Source organism: Poritiphilus flavus, from assembly GCF_009901585.1.
Classification (GTDB): domain Bacteria; phylum Bacteroidota; class Bacteroidia; order Flavobacteriales; family Flavobacteriaceae; genus Poritiphilus; species Poritiphilus flavus.
The window spans coordinates 1-15,104 of the sequence record NZ_WXYO01000008.1 but is presented as its reverse complement, the minus strand read 5'-3'; the positions used below and the strand labels follow the sequence as shown (position 1 = coordinate 15,104).

Here is a 15,104-nt window from a genome sequence, read left to right as displayed (position 1 = left end):
TAAACGGTATCTATTTAGTTAAGTCTTGTTTGAGTTTCATCACGTATTCGGAAACCTGCCAACGTTCAGTATAGTCGAGTTGACCAGCATACGAACCCATGGAGTTCAAACCGTAATAAATCACGTGATAGGTGCTTCCTACTGTTATATTTCGCGCAACATCGTCATAGCTGGGAACACCAAGTATCTTTTCTCTTTTCACCAAAGTACCCTGGCCCTTTCCCTGGTTTCCGTGGCAGATGGCACAGTAGATGCCATAAAGTTCCTTGCCTTTGGCCAGATTAGCCTCTGTTTGCAAAGAATCCAATGGGCTTGGTTCCAGTCTTGCCAGGTCTTTGCCTTCCAGATCGTTAGCAAACTTGTAGGGTACCCATCCTCTCGGGATGGTATTATCTGCCGGTTCAAGAGCCTCAATTCCTCCCGGATGAAACTGCATTTCGCCATAGGTCTCGTAGCCAACAGGCTCATACATATTGGGCATATACTGATAATTTGGGCGGTTGCTGTCCGCACAGGCAGCAAGGGCAATAAGTGCTCCAAAAACCAGGCTTAATTTTACAATATATCTCATTCCTAGTGGCTGTTTTTGATAATATTCAGTTCAACGGCACCTGTATCCAGCAGAAGTTCTTTTAGCTCCGCTTCATTGTCGTGCACTTCGATCTCCATCACAAATTGGTCGTCTGTAGTCTTAGGATCCGGATTCTCTGATTTCTTGAAAGGCCATAGTCTACTTCTGAGGTAAAAGGTGATCACCATGAGGTGAGCTGCGAAAAACACGGTCATCTCAAACATTATCGGAACAAAAGCCGGCATATTTTCCATATAGCTGAAACTTGGCTTACCTCCGATGTCCTGAGGCCAATCCGCTATCATGATGTAGTTCATCATGACGATGGCAACGGTCAACCCAAGACATCCGTACATAAAAGAGGTAATGGCAATCCGCGTTGGCGCCAGCCCCATGGCCTTGTCCAGTCCGTGAACCGGAAAAGGACAATACACTTCTTCTATATGGTGTTTTGCAGCTTTTACTTTTTTAACGGCATGCATTAGCACATCGTCGTCATCGTAATAGGCGTGTATAACTGTCGATGCCATGTCTCTACTTATCTTTGTTTAAAAACATTCTCGCCTGTCCGGCCCAGTCATCCCGCTGAGCTCTTCCGGGGAATTCCCCTGTCAGGTTATCCAATAGGTCGTATTCTGTCTTGGTCATTTTGCTCACCTGCAGGAAGCTAAAAATTCCCAATTTGTTTAGTGCTTTTTCCATCATTGGGCCTATCCCCTTAACCTTTTTCAGATCGTCCGGGGTATCCCTGTTTGTATCAAAACTACCAAGGGCACTGATCAGGCTCATCGCCGGAGCCGCCCCTGCGGGTACTGCTTCTTCTTCAACAGCTTCTTCTTCCTCCACCATGGTTTCTCTTACTGTGCCATTCTTGTTAATGGTATAAAGCGGCTTTCCGGCATCCCGAAGCAATTTGTATCGCTCTCCGGATGACTTTAGTATGGATTTTACCTCTGCCTGAGCAATAACCGGGAAGGTCCTTGAATACAAGAGGAAGAGTACAAAGAAGAATCCAATGGTACCAATAAAGATCCCGATATCTACAAAAGTTGGAGAGAACATGGTCCAGGAAGATGGCAAATAATCCCTGTGCAGCGAGGTTACGATGATCACGAAACGCTCAAACCACATTCCTACATTCACAACTATGGAAATAATGAATGAAACCAATATACTGGTACGTACTTTTTTAAACCACATCACCTGTGGGGATACCACGTTACAGGTCATCATCAACAGATAAGACCACCAGTAAGGTCCGGTCGCACGATTCAGGAAGGCGTATTGCTCATATTCCACTCCGGAATACCAGGCGATGAACAGCTCGGTGATATAGGCACAACCTACTATGGAACCGGTAATCATAATAATGATGTTCATCAACTCTATGTGCTGTACCGTAATATAGGCTTCCAGGTTACAGACCTTCCTCATGATGATCAGGAGGGTTTGTACCATTGCGAAACCAGAAAATATCGCGCCCGCAACAAAGTAAGGTGGGAATATGGTGGTGTGCCATCCCGGGATTACCGATGTCGCGAAGTCAAAAGATACGATGGTATGTACCGAAAGTACCAGAGGTGTTGCCAATCCGGCCAAAACCAGGGAAACTTCCTCAAAGCGCTGCCAGTCCTTGGCCCTACCTGACCAACCGAAACTAACCAGGCTGTAAATTTTCTTCTGGAAGGGCTTAACGGCCCTGTCCCTGATCATCGCGAAATCCGGCAGCAGTCCTGTCCACCAGAATACCAGGGAAACAGAGAGATAAGTGGAGATCGCGAAAACGTCCCAAAGCAAGGGAGAATTGAAGTTTACCCAGAGGGAACCGAACTGGTTTGGAATGGGGAGTACCCAATACCCCAACCAGGGTCTTCCCATGTGAATGATAGGGAAGAGTCCGGCCTGAATAACCGAAAAGATGGTCATAGCTTCTGCAGACCGGTTAATCGCCATTCTCCATTTCTGCCTGAAAAGCAAAAGTACCGCGGAGATAAGCGTACCGGCGTGCCCGATACCTACCCACCAAACAAAGTTGGTGATATCCCAGGCCCATCCTACTGTCTTATTCAATCCCCAGGTTCCTATACCTGTGGATATGGTGTAGACTATACAACCAACCCCCCAAAGAAAAGCGGCAAGGGCAATGGAGAAGACAATCCACCACTGCTTGTTAGCCCTTCCTTCTACGGGAGCTGCAATGTCTACCGATACCTCATGGTAGCCTTTATCTCCTAGTACTAAGGGTTTTCGTATTGGTGCTTCGTAATGCGACGCCATAAACTATTGTATTGATACGTTCTTTATTCTTGATTAAGCTTCGTCTGTGTTTCTAACTTTCACGTGATAGAAAACATTGGGTTTTGTCCCTACGCTTTCCAGAAGGTGATACATTCGATCGCTCTCTTTCAGTTCGGATACCTGGCTTTCCTCGTCATTGATATCTCCAAAGACAATGGCTCCCGTGCTACATGCACTTGAACAAGCCGTCTGGAATTCGCCATCCTTTATGGTTCTTCCTTCTCTTTTCGCATCCAAAATGGTCTTCTGAGTCATCTGAATACACATGGAGCACTTCTCCATGACACCTCGTGAGCGAACGTTTACATCCGGGTTGATCACCATTTTACCCAGGTCGTTGTTCATATAGAAATCAAACTCCTCGTTATTGTTGTACAGGAACCAGTTAAAGCGCCTTACTTTGTAAGGACAGTTGTTTGCACAATAACGCGTACCTACACAGCGGTTGTAGGCCATGTGGTTCTGACCCTGGCGACTGTGCGAAGTCGCGGCAACCGGACATACGGTTTCACAAGGTGCGTGGTTACAATGCTGGCACATTACAGGTTGAAAAGCTACCTGTGGATTTGCAGACGGATCCTCCATTTCCTCGAAGCCTGCTTTAGAACCAAAGGCCCCTGAAAGTCCATCTTTCTTTTCGTTATCCCCTTCAAAAGTATCTTCGGAAGAATAGTAGCGGTCTATTCTGAGCCAGTGCATATCCCTGGACAGCCTCACTTCTTGTTTCCCTACCACAGGAACGTTGTTCTCGGCGTGGCAGGCAATAACACAGGCCCCACATCCCGTACAGGCGTTGAGGTCTATAGACATATTGAAATGGTGCCCGATAGAGCGGTCAAATCCTTCCCATAGATCCACCGTAGTTGCCGGAACTTCCTGGTGGTCCAGGGAGACTACCGGTACCTTATTCCATTCCGCGTGATCTTTGGTATTGAATATCTCCAGGGTGGTTTCCTTGATGATATCACCCCTACCCATGAGCGTTTTGTGTAACTGTACACAGGCGAACTCGTGATTTCCCGAACTCTTTTCTATCTGAACACTTTGAGTGGAAGAGAAATTCTGATACAGAGGATAGGCGTTTACACCCACCTGCATCTCTTCTTTCATTCCAGTGGTCTTTCCATAACCAAAGGACAAACCAACCGTACCCAAAGCCTGGCCCGGCTGAATGATCACCGGCACCTTATCTATACTTACGCCGTTAACGGTAAGCTTGGCATAACTGCCGTCTAAACCACCGTTGGCTACATTCTTATTGATCAAACCTAAACTGGCTGCATCCTGTTTGGAAACGGAAACGTAGTTATCCCAGGAAACCCGGCTGATCGGATCAGGGAATTCCTGCAACCATGGGTTGCCCGACTGCTGCCCGTCACCCATTCCCACCTTGGAGTACAAGGTGAGCTCTATTCCTTCGCTACTGGAAGATGCAAGGCTTCTCACCGCATTGGATACCGAAGTAACATCAGCTTCGGCTGCGGTCTCATCTCCATCTTCTTCTTTATCCGTTTGAGCTGCAGCAACCGCCACAGGGTCATCAGCACCTTCTTCCATAGTATCTGAGGATGGAACAAACACTCCGTCGTGCAAGGCCTGATTCCAATCAGATCCACCTAAAATAAAGGTACTCCAGGTCTCTTTGATATACTCGTAATAGCTTTTGTCATTCCCCATCCAGGTCAGTAGCGCCGCTTGAAACTGTCGGGTATCAAACAACTCCTTGATGGTAGGCTGCATCAGGCTATAATGTCCTTTTTGAAATTGCGCATCTCCCCATGACTCCAGGAAATGATTGGCTGCTGCAGTATAGGTAGCCACAGCAGTGGTATCGTTCCAGTTCGTAGAGAACGCAATGGAAAGATCTACATTTTCAATTCCCTCTTTGAAATCAGCTGCATTGGGCAAAGTGTACATTGGGTTAACCCCATCCATGATCAGAGCCCCAACTCTCCCGGATTTCATATCTGAGATCAACTGGTTTACCTCAGCGTTATTACCCTGTCTGGTATAACGTGGAGATGTGGGCTCAAAAGCTTCGCTACCCAACATTTCGTTTATTGCCAGGGCCACTGCCTGCGCATTTACATCATCCAGGCCGGTAAGCACTACAGCTTTATTACCCGCTTTGCGGATCGCGGCGGCAATTCCATCGATCGCCTGGCTCAATCCATCTCCCAGGTCTACGGAGACATTACTGTTATTTAGTTTTCCGAACAAGGCAGCAAGCGCTTTTTTCTGCTCGCTGGGTTTAAGAGGTATTCTTTTATCGGCATTGGCCCCGGTAAGAGACATATTAGCCTCTAATTGAATATGCCTGGACATCTTTCCATTTTTAGGAACCCTGCCTTTGGAGTATCCCACATCAAAGCCTCCACCCTGCCAGTCTGCAAGGAAATCAGCTGCAAAGGAAACGATTACATCTGCCTTGGAAAGATCGTAATTTGGCAAAGCGCGTTCTCCGTACCTCGCCTCAAAAGCTGAAAGGGCAGCATCTTCGGAAATGGCATCATAGGTAACGTGCTTTATACCACCGAAGGCAGCGCCGAATTCACCAATCAGACGATCCGTAGATGGGCTGGCATAGGTTTGTGTAAGCAGCACGATTTGTTTACCCGATCCGTTTAGCGAACCTAGTTTTGCTTTCGCGGCTGCATCCAGCACATTCCATTCCACCGGCTCTCCATTGGCCAGCGGCCCTTGAATTCTTGTGCTGTCATAAAGAGAAAGCACAGAAGCCTGAACCCGGGCATTAGCACTTCCCCCGACCTTGGCATCTGTATTGTTCTCAACTTTTATCGGTCGTCCTTCTCGGGTCTTGATCAGGATACTGGCAAAATCAAATCCATCCGCAATTGTGGTGGCGTAGTAATTGGCTACTCCGGGAATGATCTGCTCAGGTTTTACCACATAGGGAATGGACTTACGTACCGGACCCTCACAAGCAGCCAGAGAAGCCGCCGCGGTGCTAAAACCTACGTATTTTAAAAAGTCCCTTCTGTTGGTATTACCTGAAGAGAGGTTTTCCTTATCACCAAGGAAATCGTCTACAGGAATTTCCTCCGGAAACTCATTCTGTCTTAGCGTCTCAACAATGGAATCGTTCGGATTTAGCTCCGCTTCACTCTTCCAGTATTTTTTGTTTGATGCCATACGTTATATCTGAATATTAGCTTGTATTAATAGTGACACTTACCGCATTCCAAACCACCCATTTGAGCCGCCGTCAATTGCTCGACCCCATATTTTTTGGACAGTTCCGCATGTATCTTTTCGTAGTAAGCATTGTCAGCTACGTTGACGTTGGTTTCTCTGTGACAGTCTATACACCATCCCATGGTCAGTGGAGAGTACTGATACATAATCTCCATCTCTTCAACAGGACCATGACAGGTCTGACATTCCACACCAGCCACAGTGACGTGCTGTGAGTGATTGAAGTAGGCAAAATCAGGCAGGTTGTGTATCCTTACCCATTCTACGGGCTCTGAGTCTCCAGTGTAGCGCTGGTTCTCTTCATCCCATCCGACAGCCTTGTAAAGTTTTTTGATCTCCCCGGTGTAGAATTCGTTGGTATAACCGTTTGCAATATCCTCTGCGCTGGGTCCTTCCGGATTCCCTTTGTACTCGTAAATGGATTTGTGACAGTTCATACAAACATTCAGCGATGGGATACCGGAATGCTTTGAAACACGCGCAGATGAGTGGCAATACTTACACTCGATCTTGTTATCACCAGCGTGAATTTTATGCGAGTAGTGGATGGGTTGGATAGGGGCGTAACCCTGATCCACACCAATTTGCATCATCCATCCATATGCGTAGTATCCCGCAGCCAGAATGAGGAATATGGAAGTCACCAAAACCAGGAATTGGTTTTTGGCGAAAGCCTTCCAGATTGGCATGCCCTTTTCGGCTTTTTCTCTTTCGAGATCAACGCCATTAGCCTCAGCGATCCTGCGAAGTGTTTTATTGACCAGGAAGAGCATGATTACCAGCAAACCAAAAACTACTGCCAGGGCACCGAGAATAAGCTCATTCGAAATTCCTGAAGATTCCGCTGGCGCACCTGTAGCCGCTGCTGTACCCGCCGGAGTAACAGGAGCAGGTGGAGGTGCCGCAGTATATGCCAGAATATCATCAATATCCTGATTGGAAAGTGTTGGAAAGGCTGTCATCGCAGCCTGGTTGTATTCCGCGTAGATCTTGTTAGCGTACGCATCCCCGGACGCTATCATTCCGGCACTGTTCTTGATCCAGGCATAGAGCCATTCTTTGTCAAGACCCTCTTCCTCTGCCAGGCGTGTCTCCACATTGGCCAGAGCCGGACCGGTCATCTTTCTGTTCAGCGCGTGACAAGCAGCGCAATTCTGATTGAACAGTTGTTTTCCTTTTGCCACATCTCCCCCCGCTGCAGCACCGGCATCAGCAACAGCCTCAGCCTCCTGAGGAGCAGCGTCTTCTTGTGCGATAAGTGGGGTGGAAAGGAGTAGGAAAACTACTAAACTTAATTCAAAAATTTTAGAAATTCGATGGCGGTACGGAACCTTTTTCATATTCAAAATATTTCTATCGAAATCTTGGCACGATAATTACGGTTAGAATAGGGTGATAAAGGTAATTTATCGGCGCACAAATTGACGACAAAAATACGACATAGACTTTATTTTGTAAATGTTAAGGGTTTGATAATTTCTAATTTATATCAATTCTAAATAAAGTGAAAAAGCCCGTATTTACTCGCCAAAAAATTACATTTGCAATAGCCTGAAAAAATGAACGTTAAAGAAGTAATGAAATCAATAATTCTCCCTCTAATAGCCATGTGCTTTTGTGTAGCGGTGACTGCCCAGAAAGGCACTGTTATTATTGAGCAGGACCAGAAAATATCCCAGTTGGTAGAACTCTATAGATCTGTGAATTCCACGGACAATTTTTACACCATCCAGGTTGGTTTTGGCACCTACAATACTGCTGAAGAATTGAAATCTGAAGTGGACGTGGATTTCCCTAATTGGAGTTCCAAAATCGTATTCGATTCTCCTACCTACAGAGTGCAGATCGGGAAGTTTAAGACCAAGCTTGAAGCGGAGCGTAAATTCCTGGAAGTTCGGGAAAAATATCCCGCTGCCTTACTTCTAAAACCCGACAAGAAAAACTAAGGCGAAGCCTTGATAAGACCTCGCCTTTCTATCTTCTGAAAAGTCTTGATTTCTCTTGATTGCCCTTGAACTATAGGGTCTTTTTAACTGCTACTTCCTGGAAGGCCTCCACAATATCATTTTCCTTGATATCATTGTAGTTTTTGATCTGCAATCCACAGTCGTACCCCTTGGATACTTCCTTCACATCGTCCTTAAATCGCTTTAAGGAAGCCAGTTCTCCGGTAAAGATCACCACCCCATCCCGAATGAGACGGATGCTTGAATTTCTGAAGATCTTCCCGCTGGTCACCATACAACCGGCAATTGTACCGATCTTGGAGATCTTGAAGGTTTCGCGGATCTCTGCAGTTCCCGTAATCTCTTCTTTCATCTCCGGGGAAAGCATTCCCTCCATCGCATCTTTCAGGTCGTTGATCGCATCGTAAATAATGGAGTACATCCTGATGTCAATTTCTTCCTTATCAGCAATATCCCGGGCGTTACCCATAGGTCTTACGTTAAACCCGATAACGATCGCATCGGAAGCGGAGGCAAGGAGTACATCAGATTCGGTTATAGCTCCAACACCTTTGTGTATGATGTTTACCTGGATCTCATCCGTAGATAATTTCTGGAAGGAATCCGTCAGGGCCTCTACAGAACCGTCCACATCTCCTTTCAGGATAATGTTGAGCTCTTTAAAGTCGCCCAGGGCAATTCGCCTGCCGATCTCATCCAGGGTAATATGCCGCTGGGTTCTGACAGTTTGTTCTCTAAGCAACTGGCTTCTTTTGGCTGCGATCTGTTTCGCTTCCCGCTCGTCCTCAAGAACATTGAACTTATCTCCTGCCTGTGGCGCTCCGTCCAGCCCGAGTATGGATATAGGTGTGGAGGGACCTGCCACTTTAAGTGGCTTACCACGCTCATCCTGCATGGCCTTAACTTTTCCGCTACAGGTACCGGCTAGTACATAATCCCCGATATTCAGGGTCCCTGCCTGTACCAATATAGTAGATACATATCCCCTTCCTTTGTCCAGGAAGGCTTCTACTACCGTACCGTTTGCCAGTTTTTCAGGATTTGCTTTTAGCTCCAGTAATTCGGCTTCAAGCAGTACTTTTTCCAATAGCTCGTTTACCCCTTCACCGGTTTTTGCCGATATGTCGTGAGACTGGATCTTACCTCCCCAATCTTCTACCAGCAGGTTCATATTGGCCAAACCTTCCTTGATCTTGTCCGGGTTTGCTGTTGGACGGTCTATTTTATTGATCGCGAACACTATGGGTACACCTGCCGCCTGGGCATGACTTATTGCCTCCTTGGTCTGTGGCATGATGTCATCGTCCGCAGCGATCACAATGATGGCGATATCGGTTACCTGGGCTCCTCTTGCACGCATAGCTGTAAACGCCTCGTGACCCGGGGTATCCAAAAAGGTGATCTTTTGTCCTCCATCCAACATAACACCATAGGCGCCGATGTGCTGGGTGATACCACCACTTTCTCCGGCGATCACATTTTCCTCCCTGATATAATCCAGCAAGGAGGTCTTACCGTGATCCACATGTCCCATGACCGTCACGATTGGTGCTCTTGGCTTAAGATCTTCCGGAGCATCTGCTTCTTCTTCTATGGCATCCTCTATCTCAGCGGTAACGAACTCTACTTCGTATCCGAATTCTTCAGCTACAATAGAAAGGGTCTCTGCATCAAGGCGCTGGTTCATGGTTACCATGATACCCAGCGACATACAAGCCGAGATGATATCCGTGGTGGGTACATCCATCATGGCCGCAACCTCTCCCGCTGTAACGAATTCCGTCACTTTGAGGATCTTGCTTTCCAGTTCCTGCTGCTCCAGATCCTTTTCGGTCTGTTGCCTGTGCTGGTCTCGCTTATCGCGACGATATTTTGCCCCTTTTCCTTTCTTGGATTTACCCTGAAGTTTCTCCAGGGTCTCCCGTACCTGCTTTTGAACTTCTTCTTCCGTAGGTTCTACCTTAGGAGTAGAAGAGAATCGTTGATTCTTCTTTCCTGCTGTTCTTCCACGGCCACCAGCCTGGGCACCGTTACTGCTAACGATCCGCTTTCTCTTTTTCCTTCTGTCCGTGGATTCTTCCTGCTTAGGGGCCTCTTTTTTCTTCTTGGGTTTATCGAACTTGGAGAGATCTATCTTATCTCCCATGATCTTTGGCCCTGAAAGCTTCTGGTACTGAGTTTCAATGGATTTAGGCTCTTCGCGAACCTCAGGCGTAGCTGCCTTAGCCACCTTCTTTTCTACAGGAGCTGCTTCAGGTTCCGGCTTTTCCTCAACCTTGGGTTCCTCAACTTTCTTGGGGGCCAGATCAATCTTACCCACTTGCTTAGGACCGGAGAGCTCTGCCTTGGCCTTGACTACTTCTTTGGCTGCAGCCCGTTGTTCCCTGGCAATTCTTTTCTCCTCCTGCTCTTGCTCCAGCTGTATACGAAGCGCCTCTTTTTCCTTGCGCTTTTCTTCCCCGACTTCCTGTGATGCAACTTTCTTGCTCATGTCCGTCTGGAACTCGTCCAAGAGAACCTGGTAGACCTCGTTAGAGATCTTCGTAGTAGGGCGTGCCTCTACCTTATGACCCTTGGAGGCCAGGAAGTCTACCGCCCTATCCAGCGAAATATTAAGTTCTCTTAAGACCTTATTAAGCCTTATGGTTGCATTATCTGCCATAAATCTGTATTCCTATTGTATATTAAATACGTTGCTAATATATAGCTTAATCTTCAAACTCCTCTTTTAGGATACGAACAACCTCCAAAATAGTCTCCTCTTCGAGATCGGTTCTTTTTACCAGGTCGTTAACGTCTTGTTCCAAAACACTTCTGGCCGTATCCATTCCAATTTTCTTTAATTCATCGATGATCCAGCTGTCTATTTCATCAGAAAACTCTGTAAGCTCCACATCTTCTTCCACACCTTCCCTGAACACATCGATCTCATATCCTGTAAGCTGACCTGCAAGTCGGATATTATGTCCACCCCGGCCTATTGCCTTGGAAACTTCCTCCGGCTTTAAGTACACCTGAGCGGTCATTTTCTCATCGTTCAGCTTTACCGAGGAAACCCTCGCTGGACTAAGAGCCCGGGTTACCATAAGCTGCGGATTGTTGGTCCAATTGATCACATCAATATTCTCATTACCCAGTTCGCGTACGATACCGTGTATCCGGGAACCTTTCATTCCCACACAAGCTCCTACCGGGTCGATTCGATCGTCATATGAATCCACAGCCACCTTCGCTTTTTCACCAGGGATACGAACCGCTTTTTTAATGGTGATCAAACCGTCAAAGACCTCGGGTATCTCCTGGAAGAACAATTGCTCCAGGAATACAGGGGATGTCCTTGACATAATGATCATGGGCTTGTTCCCTTTCAACTCCACACTTTCTATGATCCCTCTAACATTGTCACCTTTTCTAAAAAAGTCTGAGGGGATCTGCTTGTCTTTCGGCAAGATGATCTCGTTCCCTTCATCATCCAGCAATATAATAGCCTTATGTCTTATATGATGCACCTCCGCGGTGTAGATCTCCCCTTCGAGATCCTTGAATTGTTTGTAAATGGTGGTATTGTCGTGCTCGTGGATCTTGGAGATCAGGTTCTGACGCAAGGCCAGGATAGCCCTTCTTCCCAGATCAACCAACTTCACTTCCTCGGATACGTCCTCACCCACTTCAAAATCGGGCTCTATCTTACGGGCTTCGGCCAATGAGATCTCTTCGTTCGGATCTTCTACCTCACCATCTTCAACAACAACCCTGTTCCTCCATATCTCAAGGTCACCCTTATCCGGGTTGATAATGATATCAAAGTTATCATCAGAACCAAATTTACGTTTTAAGGCACTTCGGAAAACTTCTTCCAAAATAGCCATCAGCGTTACCCTGTCTATGAATTTATCATCTTTAAATTCCGAGAAAGATTCGATCAACGCAATATTTTCCATTTTACCAATCGATTAAAATTTTAATACAACTTTTGCTTCTTTAATGTCTGCAATGGAGATTTCCTGTCGCTTTTGAACTGTGACTTTACCCTTACCTACTGGTTTAGGTTCTCTTGTTTTCCATTCCAGTACGATGGATTCCTCCCCGGCTGCGGTGAGGTTGCCTTCGTAATTATGGTCTTCGGTGATTACCTTGAGTTTTCTACCGATATTCTTTTTGTACTGTCTGGCCAAAATAATAGGGGAGGTTGCCCCGGCAGAGGTTACCTCTAATGAGAAGTCTTCCTCCTCCCTGTCCAGCTTGTGTTCTATGGCCCTACTTACAGCCATGCAATCCTGAAGGCTAACTCCCTGATCTCCATCGATAACCACCTTGATCGTATGATCTGAAGAGACCGAAAAATCGATCAAAAAAAGTGATTCGTTTTCTGCCAGCGCCTGTTCCAACAGTACTCTGGCCTTTTCCTTCAACATAATTTCAAGTAATAAAAGAGGGGACAATTTGTCCCCTCATGAATACCTATATATCCTTTCAGTGGTGCAAATATACAACTTTTTTATTTGCGGCAGATCTGCCTGATACTTAAATATTAGCATCTGGCTTCGAAGCAATTAATTCGTACTTTTATAAGGACTTTTACTTCGGACCACCAAACCAATACTCATGGATATTTTTTCCTCTTACAACCTGATCATCGAAGCTTCGGTGATCCTGATCCTTTCATTCCTATTTAATGGAATTGCAAAGCGCACCAACATTCCTTCGGTACTATTACTGATATTCCTGGGGGTAATACTGCAGTTTGTATTGAAGTATATGACCTCCGAATCCGTTGACTTTTTCCCCGCTTTGGAGATCCTTGGGATCATAGGGCTTATTATGATCGTTCTTGAAGCTGCGTTGGAACTGGAACTTAAAAGAGAAAAGCTAGTCCCTATCCTGAAATCCATGGCCATTGCCCTTATAGGCCTGATTGCTTCGGCCTGGGTCGCTGCTGTTGTATTACATAATTTTATTCCGGGAATGCCTATGGCTTCAGCATGGCTGTACGCCACCCCACTCTCTATTCTTTCCAGTGCCATAATCATCCCTAGTGTAAGTGGCCTGAAAGCTGAAAAGAAGGAATTCCATATTTACGAAAGCACTTTTTCGGACATTATGGGAATTATGATGTTTTACTACCTGGCGGGGCAGATCAACCCTTCTGAGGCGAGCAGCGCCGGTGGTTTTGCGCTGAATATCCTCCTTACTATCGTAATATCGGTCATCGCCAGCTATGCGATCATACTTATCTTTCAACAAATAAAAAGTCAAGCCAAGCTTTTTCTACTGTTGGCCGTACTGCTTTTATTATACGCTATAGGAAAACAACTACATCTTTCATCCTTATTGATCATACTCATTTTTGGTCTCGTAATCGCGAATATGAAGCTTTTCTTTTCAGGTAAGCTGGCGCATTTCCTGGAGTACGATAAGGCCCATCGGATCTACCACGAATTGCATATTGTTACCCTTGAAACCGCCTTTGTGGTTCGGACCTTCTTTTTTGTCATTTTCGGGCTTACCATAGTTATTGCTTCTTTATTCAGTGTGAGCGTGGCACTAATAAGTATAATGATCATTGCCTCAATCTATGTGATCCGCTTCGTGGTCCTCCGCACCTTTATAGGTAGCGATATACTACCGCAATTGTTTATTGCACCAAGAGGTTTGATAACCATACTACTTTTCTACGCAATCCCCACAGAGGCCCAGATCAGTAATTTCCAACCTGGCATACTGCTTTTTGTGATCATTGGTACCAGCCTGATCATGACCTGGGCGATGATAAAAGATAAGAAGAAAATGAAAACAATTTTGGATCAGGTGGATGAGGAATACGAAGAGTTGGCCAATACAGAAATAGAGCAACTCTCCGAAGAATCGCCTGCGGACAACATGGATAAGGACGAGCAAATCGATCCCGAAACTGAACCACCGGATGAGCTCAGTGCGCAGTAAACAGTGGGCAGTGGACAGTGGGCAGTGGGCAGTTTGCAGGGAACAGTTCTCCCGAGGATAGTTGATCGTTAATAGTTGACCGTTGATGGTCTGTTTGGAGCGTATAGTGCAAAGCGCAAGACGGATATACGATGTACGATATTGGCTTTTAAACGTATTTAGCAAATAATTCAAGAATTCGTCTAATCATCCAATAGTCGAATTCTACAATTCCCCGATTTTACAGTTTTACAATTCTTCAAATCCTCAAATTGCCACATTTTCAAATTAATATTTCTTCTTCCTGCTTTTAAAATACAGCGCCAACAACCAAATTTAAACTGGGGTGGGGTTAGGTACCCCAGTTTCAGTAACCAGTAAACCATGACCAGTAACTAGTGGGCAGTTGGCAGTTGACAGTGGGCAATGGACAGTTTGCAGTCCCGATAGCTATCGGGAGTAAACAGTGAACATTCGGCACTAAACTGTATCTCACGCGAACTCAAAACTCCCAACTTAAACCCTTATACTTATACTTATACTTGAACTTGAGCTTATGCCTATTACATCAGTTTCACAGTTTCACAATTTTACAAATCCATATTCACACATTTTCCACCCCTTATCGGTTCAGATAGACAACCCCCTGGACCGGTGGTGTTGCACCATCCCCAAAATCTATGGTGTAGTAGTACACGCCGTTGGGCAGTTTACCGTCTCCCAGAATGATTCCCCGGTCCGCGCTGCCATCCCAGTCCGGTGAGCTGATGTTCCCTTCGTACACCAGGGAACCATTGCGATCATAGACAGACATTCTGTAGTTAGGGTAGTCATTCCTCAGCCAGGAAATCGAAAAAGTATCATTGACGCCGTCACCGTTTGGAGAAAAGCCTAGTCTATCTGCCTCAGGTATTTCTTCACAACCCTGCATGTTGATCCTTACCACAACTTCGACCCGTTCGGAGATACAGCCGTTGTCGTCTTCCAATACCCCGTAATATAAGGTGCCATCTTCCAGAGCGGTATCGCTCGCCAGTTCCGCTGTGCTGTCCGCGTCCTCGTACCAGCGTACGATGCCATTGCCCGTGGCTGAAAGATCGGATACCCTGGGGGCTTCCAAAATACAGAAC

The 15,104-nt window shown here is 46.1% G+C and carries 11 protein-coding genes; 2 read left to right on the top strand and 9 right to left on the bottom strand.

Translation table 11 applies throughout. The features are described from left to right. Positions 1-10: 10 nt before the first annotated feature. Genes GTQ38_RS17220 through GTQ38_RS17200 form a run of 5 tightly spaced genes read right to left on the bottom strand, consistent with a single transcriptional unit; the run spans position 11 to position 7,425 of the window. Positions 11-571, bottom strand: coding sequence for a c-type cytochrome (locus GTQ38_RS17220; RefSeq protein ID WP_161436817.1), 561 nt, complete (start codon positions 569-571; stop codon positions 11-13). A gap of 2 nt (positions 572-573) precedes the next feature. After that, complete coding sequence (locus tag GTQ38_RS17215) at positions 574-1,101, bottom strand: DUF3341 domain-containing protein (RefSeq protein WP_161436816.1); 528 nt, start codon at positions 1,099-1,101, stop codon at positions 574-576. Between the two features lie 4 nt (positions 1,102-1,105). Next, a complete protein-coding gene (gene nrfD, locus GTQ38_RS17210) occupies positions 1,106-2,848 on the bottom strand; it encodes an NrfD/PsrC family molybdoenzyme membrane anchor subunit (RefSeq protein WP_161436815.1) in 1,743 nt (580 codons plus the stop codon). Between the two features lie 33 nt (positions 2,849-2,881). Beyond that, complete coding sequence (locus GTQ38_RS17205) at positions 2,882-6,022, bottom strand: TAT-variant-translocated molybdopterin oxidoreductase (RefSeq protein WP_161436814.1); 3,141 nt, start codon at positions 6,020-6,022, stop codon at positions 2,882-2,884. 26 nt (positions 6,023-6,048) lie between these two features. Continuing rightward, positions 6,049-7,425: a c-type cytochrome gene (locus GTQ38_RS17200; protein WP_161436813.1), complete on the bottom strand. Its 1,377-nt coding sequence runs from the start codon at positions 7,423-7,425 to the stop codon at positions 6,049-6,051. Positions 7,426-7,662: 237 nt separating this feature from the next. Here GTQ38_RS17200 and GTQ38_RS17195 point away from each other — a divergent pair, with 237 nt between their 5' ends. Further along, on the top strand, positions 7,663-8,031 hold the full coding sequence (locus GTQ38_RS17195) for an SPOR domain-containing protein (RefSeq protein ID WP_161436812.1): 369 nt from the start codon (positions 7,663-7,665) through the stop codon (positions 8,029-8,031). A 70-nt stretch (positions 8,032-8,101) separates the two neighbouring features. On the opposite strand, the gene infB is transcribed toward GTQ38_RS17195, so the two are convergent. Genes infB through rimP form a run of 3 tightly spaced genes read right to left on the bottom strand, consistent with a single transcriptional unit; the run spans position 8,102 to position 12,467 of the window. Continuing rightward, a complete protein-coding gene (gene infB / locus GTQ38_RS17190) occupies positions 8,102-10,714 on the bottom strand; it encodes a translation initiation factor IF-2 (RefSeq protein WP_161436811.1) in 2,613 nt (870 codons plus the stop codon). Positions 10,715-10,760: 46 nt separating this feature from the next. After that, positions 10,761-11,993 carry a transcription termination factor NusA gene (nusA, locus tag GTQ38_RS17185; RefSeq protein WP_161436810.1) on the bottom strand — a complete coding sequence of 411 codons (1,233 nt, stop codon included), beginning with the start codon at positions 11,991-11,993 and terminating at the stop codon, positions 10,761-10,763. A 12-nt stretch (positions 11,994-12,005) separates the two neighbouring features. Continuing rightward, positions 12,006-12,467 carry a ribosome assembly cofactor RimP gene (gene rimP, locus GTQ38_RS17180; RefSeq protein WP_161436809.1) on the bottom strand — a complete coding sequence of 154 codons (462 nt, stop codon included), beginning with the start codon at positions 12,465-12,467 and terminating at the stop codon, positions 12,006-12,008. A gap of 190 nt (positions 12,468-12,657) precedes the next feature. Here rimP and GTQ38_RS17175 point away from each other — a divergent pair, with 190 nt between their 5' ends. After that, complete coding sequence (locus tag GTQ38_RS17175; RefSeq protein ID WP_161436808.1) at positions 12,658-13,995, top strand: cation:proton antiporter domain-containing protein; 1,338 nt, start codon at positions 12,658-12,660, stop codon at positions 13,993-13,995. A gap of 601 nt (positions 13,996-14,596) precedes the next feature. On the opposite strand, the gene GTQ38_RS17170 is transcribed toward GTQ38_RS17175, so the two are convergent. Next, the coding region (locus GTQ38_RS17170; protein ID WP_161436807.1) for a gliding motility-associated C-terminal domain-containing protein at positions 14,597-15,104 on the bottom strand (508 nt) is incomplete at its 5' end.